Raw genomic sequence first — 9,279 nt, 5'->3', positions numbered from 1 at the left:
AATCACCTTTTAAATTATAATTTTAGCTTGAACTGATTATTTTACTTCTTCAAAATCAACATCAGTTACAGAATCAGCAGCTTCATTTGCAGTTGACTGGTTTGCACCGCCATCAGCAGTTGGGCCACCTTGTGTACCTGCATCTTGTGTAGCTTTATACATTTCTTCAGATGCAACGTTCCAGGCGTTTTGCAGCTCTGTTTGTGCAGTGTCCATATCAGCTATGTTTTTAGCAGCATAAGCTTCTTTCAATTTAGCTAAACCAGCTTCAATAGGAGCTTTTTTATCAGCAGAAATTTTATCGCCGTACTCTTTCAGTTGTTTTTCTGTTGAGAAGATCAGCGCATCGGCAGCATTCAGTTTTTCAACTTCTTCTTTAGCGCGTTTGTCAGATTCTGCATTTGCTTCAGCTTCATCTTTCATCTTCTTGATGTCAGCATCCGTTAAACCGGAAGATGCTTCGATACGGATTTTTTGTTCCTTGCCAGTTGCTTTATCTTTTGCAGATACATGTAAAATACCGTTTGCATCAATATCAAAAGTAACCTCAACCTGAGGGATACCACGAGGTGCAGCAGGAATTCCATCTAAGTGGAAACGGCCAATTGTACGGTTTTGGGCAGCCATCGGACGTTCACCTTGTAAAATATGGATTTCTACAGAAGGCTGGTTATCAGAAGCAGTAGAGAAAGTTTCTGATTTTTTAGACGGAATAGTTGTGTTTGCATCAATTAATTTCGTCATTACACCACCCATCGTTTCGATACCTAAAGAAAGCGGGGTAACGTCTAACAACAATACATCCTTAACTTCGCCGGTTAAAACACCACCTTGAATTGCAGCACCGATCGCAACAACTTCATCAGGGTTAACACCTTTTGAAGGAGATTTTCCGAAGAATTTCTCAACTGCATCCTGAATAGCAGGAATACGGGTTGAACCACCAACCAGGATAATTTCGTCAATATCAGAAGTGCTGTAACCAGCATTTTTTAACGCTGTACGGCAAGGCTCGATCGTACGTTTAATCAAACTATCAGCTAATTGCTCAAATTTTGCACGGGTTAAAGTTTTTACCAAATGTTTAGGCATGCCGTCAGCAGCGGTAATATAAGGTAAGTTGATTTCAGTTTGAGTGGTGCTTGATAATTCAACTTTAGCTTTTTCAGCAGCTTCTTTTAAACGTTGTAAAGCCATTGGATCTTTACGAAGATCTATTGCTTCATCACTTTTAAATTCATTTGCCAGCCAGTCGATAATTACCTGATCAAAGTCATCACCACCTAAGTGCGTATCTCCATCGGTTGATTTTACTTCAAATACACCATCACCTAATTCTAACACAGAAACGTCGTGCGTACCACCACCGCAGTCAAAAACTACGATTTTCATGTCTTTATGTGCTTTATCCAAGCCATAAGCCAAAGCAGCAGCAGTTGGTTCGTTAATAATACGGCGAACTTTCAAACCTGCAATTTCGCCAGCTTCTTTTGTAGCCTGACGTTGTGCATCGTTAAAATATGCAGGAACAGTAATAACTGCTTCTGTTACTTCAGTTCCTAAAAAGTCTTCAGCAGTTTTCTTCATTTTTTGAAGGATCATTGCTGAAATTTCCTGCGGCGTATAATTGCGGTCGCCAATAGCAATTCTTGGTGTGTTGCCATCGCCTTTAACTACTTTATATGGAACGCGTTCAATTTCTTTGGTAACCTCGTTAAACTGGTTTCCCATGAATCGTTTAATAGAAGATATAGTTTTTGTTGGATTGGTGATAGCCTGACGTTTTGCAGGATCTCCTACTTTGCGTTCGCCATTATCCACAAACGCTACAACAGATGGAGTTGTACGTTTACCTTCACTGTTTGCAATAACAACAGGTTCGTTACCTTCCATTACTGCCACGCAGGAGTTGGTTGTTCCTAAGTCGATTCCAATAATTTTAGCCATAATATGATTGAGTTTTCTTAAAATTCTTGTTTAATACTATAAATCTTATTGAACAAGCTATGTGCCAAGCAGTATAATTATAGATTTTAAGTGTTAGCTGACAGGTTTTATTTTCTTCTTAACTAATTAGAGGAATTTTTAAATGACATCCTGTCATAAATTTTATTCTGATATGTAATTATTACCTGCCTGCTTCAATTTTTATGTGGTAAAAGAAGCATGCTTCTTTTACCACATAAAAAAAGCCCTGATAAAAACCAGAGCTTCTTCTATCCTATAATCAGGACAATTTTATTTACAATTCTTCACCCGGTGCCAATTCTTCGCCTGCTGATGCAGAATCAGGAATTGGTGTTGCAGGTGTAGCCTGGTCTACAGGAGAATCAATACCACCTTCAGCAGCGTTAACATTACCATCGGCTTTGTTACCACGGCCAGAACCACGGCGACGGGTTGATTTTTTCTCGGCAGCAGGAGCGCCTTTAACATAAACTGTATTGTAATCTACCAGTTCAATAATTGCCATTTCAGCATTATCACCTAAACGGTTTTCTAATTTTACAATACGCGTGTAACCTCCCGGGCGTGTTGCAACTTTCTCAGCAACCTCACGAAAAAGGATAGTTAAAGTTTCTTTATCTTTTAAGTAGCTAAAAACAGTACGACGGGAATGCGTAGTATCGTTTTTAGATTTGGTGATTAAAGGCTCAACATACATGCGCAAAGCTTTTGCTTTTGCTAATGTTGTAGTAATGCGCTTGTGTAAAATAAGCGAAGAAGCCATGTTTGCAAGCATCGCTTTGCGATGGCTGTCTGTGCGGCCTAAATGGTTTACTTTTCTTCCGTGTCTCATTGTTTTATTTGTTTTGCACGTGCATACCGTTGAGCAATTTAAATTTTCAGCTCTCGGAATTATGCCAATGGATTAATCTAATCCGTTCCTTTTCAGGCTTCGGTTTTACTCTTCGTCTAATTTGTATTTGGAAAGGTTCATACCAAAAGACAAACCTTTTGATTTAACCAAATCCTGAATTTCTGTTAATGATTTCTTACCAAAGTTTCTGAATTTTAACATATCAGCAACATCATAAGAAACTAATTCTGCTAAAGTGCGAATGTCAGCAGCTTTTAAACAATTTAAAGCTCTTACAGAAAGGTCAAGGTCGACTAATTCTGTTTTCAAAATTTTGCGCATGTGCAAAATTTCTTCATCAACTTCTTTAGTTTCTTCTTTAGTTTGTGCTTCCAGCATCATGTTCTCGTCAGAGAACAACATAAAGTGCTGGATCAGGATTTTTGCAGCTTCTTTTAAGGCATCTTCCGGATGGATAGAACCGTCTGTTGCAATATCTAAAACTAATTTCTCGTAATCTGTTTTCTGCTCAACACGGTAATTTTCGATAACGTATTTTACATTTTTGATTGGGGTAAAAATAGAATCTACTGCAATAACGCCTACTACAGCATCCGCATTTTTATTTTCTTCGCTTGGTACATAGCCTCTTCCTTTGGCCACTGTAAATTCAATTTCCAGTGTTACAGATGAATCCATGTTACAGATAACCAGCTCAGGGTTCAGAACAGTAAAGTTATTAGAAAACTTGGAGATATCTCCTGCTTTAAAGCTATCCTGACCGTTTACAATAACAAAGATCTTTTCAGCATCACCAGAATCTCCGGTTTTTTTGAAACGTACTTGTTTAAGGTTCAGAATAATTTCGGTAACATCTTCAACTACTCCTTTCATCGTAGAAAATTCATGGGTAACTCCAGAAAAACGAACAGAAGTAATTGCATAACCTTCTAATGAAGAAAGCAAAATACGACGTAAAGCATTACCGATAGTGATGCCAAAACCTGGTTCTAAAGGACGAAATTCAAACGTACCGTCAGAATCATTTGATTTTTGCATGATCACCTTATCCGGTTTTTGAAATGCTAATATGGCCATTATATACTATTAGTTATGTTAATGTGATTAAAATTGAAAACGTAAAAACCGGCAGATTGCCGGTTATATACATTTTAATACTATTATTATTTAGAGTATAACTCGACGATCAAATTTTCCTTTATATTTTCAGGAATTTCATCACGGTTAGGGTAGTTCAGGAATTTACCTGAAAGATTATTTGGGTCCCATTCTAACCAGCTAAACTTGTTGATCCTTCTTCCGGCAACTGTATTGGTAATCGCTTCCAAAGATTTAGATTTTTCACGAACAGCTATAACATCGCCTGCCCTTAAAGAGTATGAAGGGATATTAACAACTTCATTGTTAACCGTAATGTGTTTATGGCTAACTAATTGACGTGCGGCAGAACGGGTTGGAGCGATGCCTAAACGAAAAACAGCGTTATCTAAACGTGCTTCTAATAATTTTAAAAGTGTTTCGCCTGTGATCCCTTGTTTAGCAGATGCTGTATGGAACAAGTTTTCAAACTGGCGTTCTAATACACCATAAGTGTATTTAACTTTTTGTTTTTCCATCAACTGAACTGCATACTCAGATTGCTTACCTCTTCTTTTAGAGGTTCCATGCATGCCAGGAGGATAATTCTTTTTTTCTAATGCTTTGTCAGGACCAAAAATAGGTTCTCTGAATCTTCTTGCAATTTTGGACTTTGGTCCGGTGTATCTTGCCATTTTTGTTTTTTTAAAGTATCAGTATTAAAATCCTACTGAATCTTAGCTTTAAAACCGATTAATTAAACTCTTCTTCTTTTGGACGGACGACATCCATTGTGAGGCATTGGTGTAATATCTTTAATAGTAGTTACCTCGATACCTGCTGTTTGTAAAGTACGGATAGCGGATTCACGGCCAGCGCCAGGTCCTTTAACGAACACTTCTACTTTACGCAAGCCTAAATCATGTGCTGTTTTAGCACAATCTGAAGCAGCCTGTCCTGCAGCATAAGGGGTATTTTTCTTAGAACCTTTAAATCCCATTTTTCCTGCGGATGACCAGGAAATTGCTTGTCCGTTATTGTTAGTTAGCGTAACAATAATGTTGTTAAAAGTAGCATTGATATGTGCCTGGCCGGTAGGCTCAACAACAACAATACGCTTTTTGGTAACTTTTTTAGCTTTAGCCATTTGGTTATTTGATGATTAACAGCTTATATAATTTCACAATAAAAAGCTGTTAGCAATGATTTATTACTTACTTGGTAACTTTTTTCTTGTTAGCAACAGTTTTGCGTTTTCCTTTACGGGTACGTGAATTGTTTTTAGTACGTTGTCCTCTTAAAGGCAACCCTTTACGGTGACGGGTCCCACGATAAGAACCAATATCCATTAAACGTTTAATATTTAATTGAACTTCAGAACGTAAAGAACCTTCAACCTTAATCTGATCATTAATGATTCCACGAATAGCAGTAAGCTGTTCATCAGACCAGTCCTGAACTTTAGTATTAAAGTCAATTCCTGCTTGAGTTAAAATATTCTGAGCGGTAGATCTTCCTATTCCGAAAATATAGGTTAAGCCAATTTCGCCCCTTTTGTTTCTTGGTAAATCAATACCTGCAATCCTTGCCATATTTTTCTATATAAGTAGCTTTTTAAAAGAGATAAATGTTAAACATTCATCCTTAATTTAGCATCATTTATCCCTGACGTTGTTTATACTTAGGGTTTTTCTTGTTAATAACGTAAAGTTTTCCTTTACGGCGGATGATTTTACAATCAACGCTACGCTTTTTAATAGATGCTCTAACTTTCATCTTATTTTATTTATATCTGTAAGTAATCCTACCTTTTGTTAAATCATAAGGGCTCATTTCTAATTTCACTCTGTCTCCAGGTAAAATTTTAATATAATGCATTCGCATTTTACCAGAAATATGAGCAATTATTTCGTGTCCATTCTCTAATTCAACACGAAACATAGCATTTGATAATGCTTCTTTTATTACACCGTCTTGTTCAATCGAGGCTTGTTTAGCCATATTTTGTTGATTTCTACTTCATTGTCTATTTTTGAAGCGGGATGCAAAATTAACAATTTTTTTTAATTATTAATTTTTTCTTTTAAAACTTTTTCAACGTAATCAAAGGTAGTTAAAATATCTGCCTTACCCTTTCTTATAGCAACTGTATGTTCATAATGAGCAGATGGTTTACCGTCGGAAGTTGAAACTGTCCATCCATCATCCCAAAACTTTACACCAGCACGTCCGGCATTAATCATAGGTTCGATAGCAATTACCATTCCTTCTTCTAACTTAATGCCCGATCCTTTTTTACCATAATTTGGTACTTCGGGCTTTTCATGAAGCTTAGTACCTACTCCATGGCCAACAAGCTCTTTAACAACTCCAAATCGAAACTTCTCTGCGTGTTCCTGTACGGCATATCCAACATCGCCAACCCTCATTCCTGATACCGCCTTTTCTACCCCTAATTGAAGGCATTCCTGTGTAACCTGCATTAGTAACTTTACATCTTCCTTTGGTTCTCCTACAGAAAAAGTATAAGCAGAATCACCATAAAATTTGTTCATTACTACTCCACAATCTATAGAAACAAGATCGCCAGGAACTAATTCATATTTTCCCGGAAAACCGTGCACAACTTGATTATTTAAAGAAATACACAAAGAATAAGGAAAACCGTTATAATTAAGAAATGCAGGAACACCGCCGTTATCTCGGATAAATGTTTCTGCAACATTATTCAGTTCAATTGTTTTTACTCCGGGTCCAATCCTTTTTGCAACCTCGGCCAGTGTTTTAGAAACTAATTGACAACTTAATCTGATTAGTTCAATCTCTTCTTGCGTCCTGTAATTAATCTTAGACATTCCCCAACCTCTTACATCATTAAATAGCCGGAGGCGTAGTACCTGCAGCAACCGGGATTGCAGTACGTCCTTTAATACGTCCTGTCTTCATTAATCCATCGTAATGGCGCATTAATAAATGGCTTTCTATTTGCTGCAAAGTATCTAAAACTACACCCACTAAAATAATTAATGACGTACCTCCAAAAAACCTCGAGAACTGGCTGTTAACACCAAGTTTTGATGCAATTGCAGGAATAATAGCTACGATTGCAAGAAAAATAGATCCTGGTAAAGTTATTCTTGAAATAACAGCATCAATATATTCGGAAGTAGTTGCACCGGGTTTAACGCCAGGGATAAAACCCTGGTTCTTTTTCATATCATCCGCCATTTGGTTTGGATTAACCGTAATAGCAGTATAAAAATAAGTAAACAAGATTATCAGAATGGCAAAAATTAAATTATGCGTAAAAGAAGTATAATCTGAAACAGCCATTAAAAATCCATTTGATGCAGCATTTGGAAAAAATGATGCTACGGTGGCGGGAATAAACATTAAAGCCTGGGCAAAAATGATAGGCATTACACCTGCAGCGGTAACTTTTAATGGGATATATTGCCTAACACCTCCGTATTGTTTGTTACCAACAATACGTTTTGCGTATTGAACAGCAATTTTCCTGGTTCCCTGAACAATTAAAATAGTAAACATCACTACAGCTACTAAGGCTACTATTTCTATTAAGAAAGCAATTGGCCCACCATTTCCACTTATTCTTGAGGTAAACTCAGAGAAGATGCCAAATGGAAGCTGCGCGATGATACCAACCATAATAATTAAAGAAATACCATTGCCAATCCCTTTATCCGTAATTTTTTCACCCAGCCACATTACAAATAACGTTCCTGCAGTTAATACAAAAATTGATGAAATTGTAAATAAAGGTTCTGCAAACAATTTAGCTTCAGCCGGAATTTGTGATTTAACATATCCAATTGCCTGCAAAGCAGTAATCAGAATGGTTAGATAACGTGTCCATTGATTAATCTTGTTTCTGCCACTTTCTCCCTCTTTTTGTAATTTTTGAAAGTAAGGAACAGCGATTCCTAACAATTGCATAACAATAGAGGCAGAAATGTAAGGCATTACGCCTAATGCAAAAATGGACGATCTTGAAAAAGACCCTCCTGCAAACATATTCAATAAGCCTAAAATACCTTCCCTTGTTTTTTGGGAATCAATTGCATTGGCATCAACCCCCGGAATAGCAATAAAAGATCCGATGCGGTATATTAAAAGAAATAAGAGTGTGTTTATAATACGCACTCTTAGATCATCAATTTTCCAAATATTGGATAAAGTATTAAAGAATTTCTTCATTGAAATTTATAACTTAACAGTCGATCCGCCTGCTGCTTCTATTGCTTTTTGTGCAGTTTCTGTAAAGGCATGTGCTTTTACTTCTAATTTAGCTTTAAGCTCTCCACGACCCATAATTTTAACAAGATCATTTCTTGAAACAAGGCCGTGCGTTTTTAATGCATCAAAATCAATAGCAGATAAATTAAATTTTTCTACCAGTTCCTGAAGAACATCAAGGTTTACACCTACATATTCTTTACGATTAGGGTTTTTAAACCCAACCTTAGGTACACGTCGTTGCAGTGGCATCTGTCCACCTTCAAAACCTACCTTTGATGAAGTACCAGAACGAGAGCCAGCACCTTTATGTCCGCGTGTTGAAGTTCCACCGCGACCAGAACCTGTACCTCTACCTATACGTTTTCTTGTTTTAGTAGAGCCTGTTGCAGGTTTTAAATTACTTAAATTCATGATATTAAATATTTTCTACGGCTACCAAATGATTTACGCTCCTAACCATACCAACTATAGCATCATTAGCTTCAACTTCTACACTCTGGCTGATTTTTCTTAAACCTAAAGCCTTCATTGTTAGTTTTTGGCGTTCACTTCTGTCGATAACGCTTTTTACTTGTGTAATTTTAATCTTAGCCATTGTATTAACCGTTAAAAACTTTTCCTAATTCGATTCCACGTTGCTGTGCTATAGTATAAGCATCACGTAACTGTGATAAAGCAGAAACAGTAGCTTTTACCACGTTATGCGGATTGGAAGAACCTTTTGATTTTGCCAATACATTATGCACACCTGCTGATTCCAATACAGCACGCATTGCACCACCGGCAATTACACCAGTACCAACTGCAGCCGGTTTAATAAATACAAAACCTCCGGAGAACTTTCCAATTTGTTCATGAGGAATTGAGCCGTTAATAATAGGAACTTTAACCAAGTTCTTTTTAGCATCGTCAATTCCTTTAGCAATTGCTTCTGTTACTTCTTTTGCTTTGCCTAAACCATATCCTACAACACCATTTTCATCTCCAACGACAACAATAGCCGAAAAACTGAATGTACGTCCGCCTTTGGTTACTTTGGCAACACGTTGGATACTAACCAGGCGATCTTTTAATTCAATCTCGCTTGATTTAACTCTTTTTATATTTATAGTTGACATTTG

Annotated in this window: 13 protein-coding genes; all 13 read right to left on the bottom strand. The window is 37.0% G+C overall.

The features are described from left to right. Nucleotides 1-36: 36 nt before the first annotated feature. Nucleotides 37-1,947 carry a molecular chaperone DnaK gene (gene dnaK, locus GO621_RS08910; protein WP_157566192.1) on the bottom strand — a complete coding sequence of 637 codons (1,911 nt, stop codon included), beginning with the start codon at nucleotides 1,945-1,947 and terminating at the stop codon, nucleotides 37-39. 295 nt (nucleotides 1,948-2,242) lie between these two features. Beyond that, on the bottom strand, nucleotides 2,243-2,800 hold the full coding sequence (gene rplQ, locus GO621_RS08905) for a 50S ribosomal protein L17 (RefSeq protein ID WP_157566191.1): 558 nt from the start codon (nucleotides 2,798-2,800) through the stop codon (nucleotides 2,243-2,245). 105 nt (nucleotides 2,801-2,905) lie between these two features. Further along, nucleotides 2,906-3,898 (bottom strand): DNA-directed RNA polymerase subunit alpha, encoded by a 993-nt coding sequence (locus GO621_RS08900; RefSeq protein ID WP_157566190.1) that lies wholly within the window; start codon nucleotides 3,896-3,898, stop codon nucleotides 2,906-2,908. 86 nt (nucleotides 3,899-3,984) lie between these two features. Further along, nucleotides 3,985-4,593, bottom strand: a complete 609-nt coding sequence (gene rpsD, locus GO621_RS08895) for a 30S ribosomal protein S4 (RefSeq protein ID WP_157566189.1) — start codon at nucleotides 4,591-4,593, stop codon at nucleotides 3,985-3,987. Nucleotides 4,594-4,655: 62 nt separating this feature from the next. Then, nucleotides 4,656-5,045 (bottom strand): 30S ribosomal protein S11, encoded by a 390-nt coding sequence (rpsK, locus tag GO621_RS08890; protein WP_157566188.1) that lies wholly within the window; start codon nucleotides 5,043-5,045, stop codon nucleotides 4,656-4,658. Nucleotides 5,046-5,112: 67 nt separating this feature from the next. Beyond that, complete coding sequence (rpsM, locus tag GO621_RS08885; protein ID WP_157566187.1) at nucleotides 5,113-5,490, bottom strand: 30S ribosomal protein S13; 378 nt, start codon at nucleotides 5,488-5,490, stop codon at nucleotides 5,113-5,115. Nucleotides 5,491-5,557: 67 nt separating this feature from the next. Next, the gene (gene rpmJ / locus GO621_RS08880; protein ID WP_096350152.1) at nucleotides 5,558-5,674 is read right to left on the bottom strand and encodes a 50S ribosomal protein L36; all 117 of its coding nucleotides are present in this window, start codon (nucleotides 5,672-5,674) and stop codon (nucleotides 5,558-5,560) included. A gap of 6 nt (nucleotides 5,675-5,680) precedes the next feature. Further along, complete coding sequence (infA, locus tag GO621_RS08875; protein WP_013665023.1) at nucleotides 5,681-5,899, bottom strand: translation initiation factor IF-1; 219 nt, start codon at nucleotides 5,897-5,899, stop codon at nucleotides 5,681-5,683. Nucleotides 5,900-5,961: 62 nt separating this feature from the next. After that, a complete protein-coding gene (gene map / locus GO621_RS08870) occupies nucleotides 5,962-6,753 on the bottom strand; it encodes a type I methionyl aminopeptidase (protein WP_157566186.1) in 792 nt (263 codons plus the stop codon). 19 nt (nucleotides 6,754-6,772) lie between these two features. Beyond that, on the bottom strand, nucleotides 6,773-8,116 hold the full coding sequence (gene secY, locus GO621_RS08865; RefSeq protein WP_157566185.1) for a preprotein translocase subunit SecY: 1,344 nt from the start codon (nucleotides 8,114-8,116) through the stop codon (nucleotides 6,773-6,775). A 6-nt stretch (nucleotides 8,117-8,122) separates the two neighbouring features. Continuing rightward, nucleotides 8,123-8,569, bottom strand: a complete 447-nt coding sequence (rplO, locus tag GO621_RS08860) for a 50S ribosomal protein L15 (protein WP_157566184.1) — start codon at nucleotides 8,567-8,569, stop codon at nucleotides 8,123-8,125. A 4-nt stretch (nucleotides 8,570-8,573) separates the two neighbouring features. Next, nucleotides 8,574-8,753 carry a 50S ribosomal protein L30 gene (rpmD, locus tag GO621_RS08855; protein WP_157566183.1) on the bottom strand — a complete coding sequence of 60 codons (180 nt, stop codon included), beginning with the start codon at nucleotides 8,751-8,753 and terminating at the stop codon, nucleotides 8,574-8,576. A gap of 4 nt (nucleotides 8,754-8,757) precedes the next feature. Continuing rightward, nucleotides 8,758-9,276, bottom strand: coding sequence for a 30S ribosomal protein S5 (rpsE, locus tag GO621_RS08850; protein ID WP_157566182.1), 519 nt, complete (start codon nucleotides 9,274-9,276; stop codon nucleotides 8,758-8,760). Nucleotides 9,277-9,279 lie beyond the last annotated feature (3 nt).

The sequence above is a fragment of the Mucilaginibacter arboris genome, assembly GCF_009754915.1.
Taxonomy (GTDB): Bacteria; Bacteroidota; Bacteroidia; order Sphingobacteriales; family Sphingobacteriaceae; genus Mucilaginibacter_A; species Mucilaginibacter_A arboris.
The sequence above is the reverse complement of the archived record's forward strand: the minus strand, read 5'-3'. Positions and strand labels throughout refer to the sequence as shown.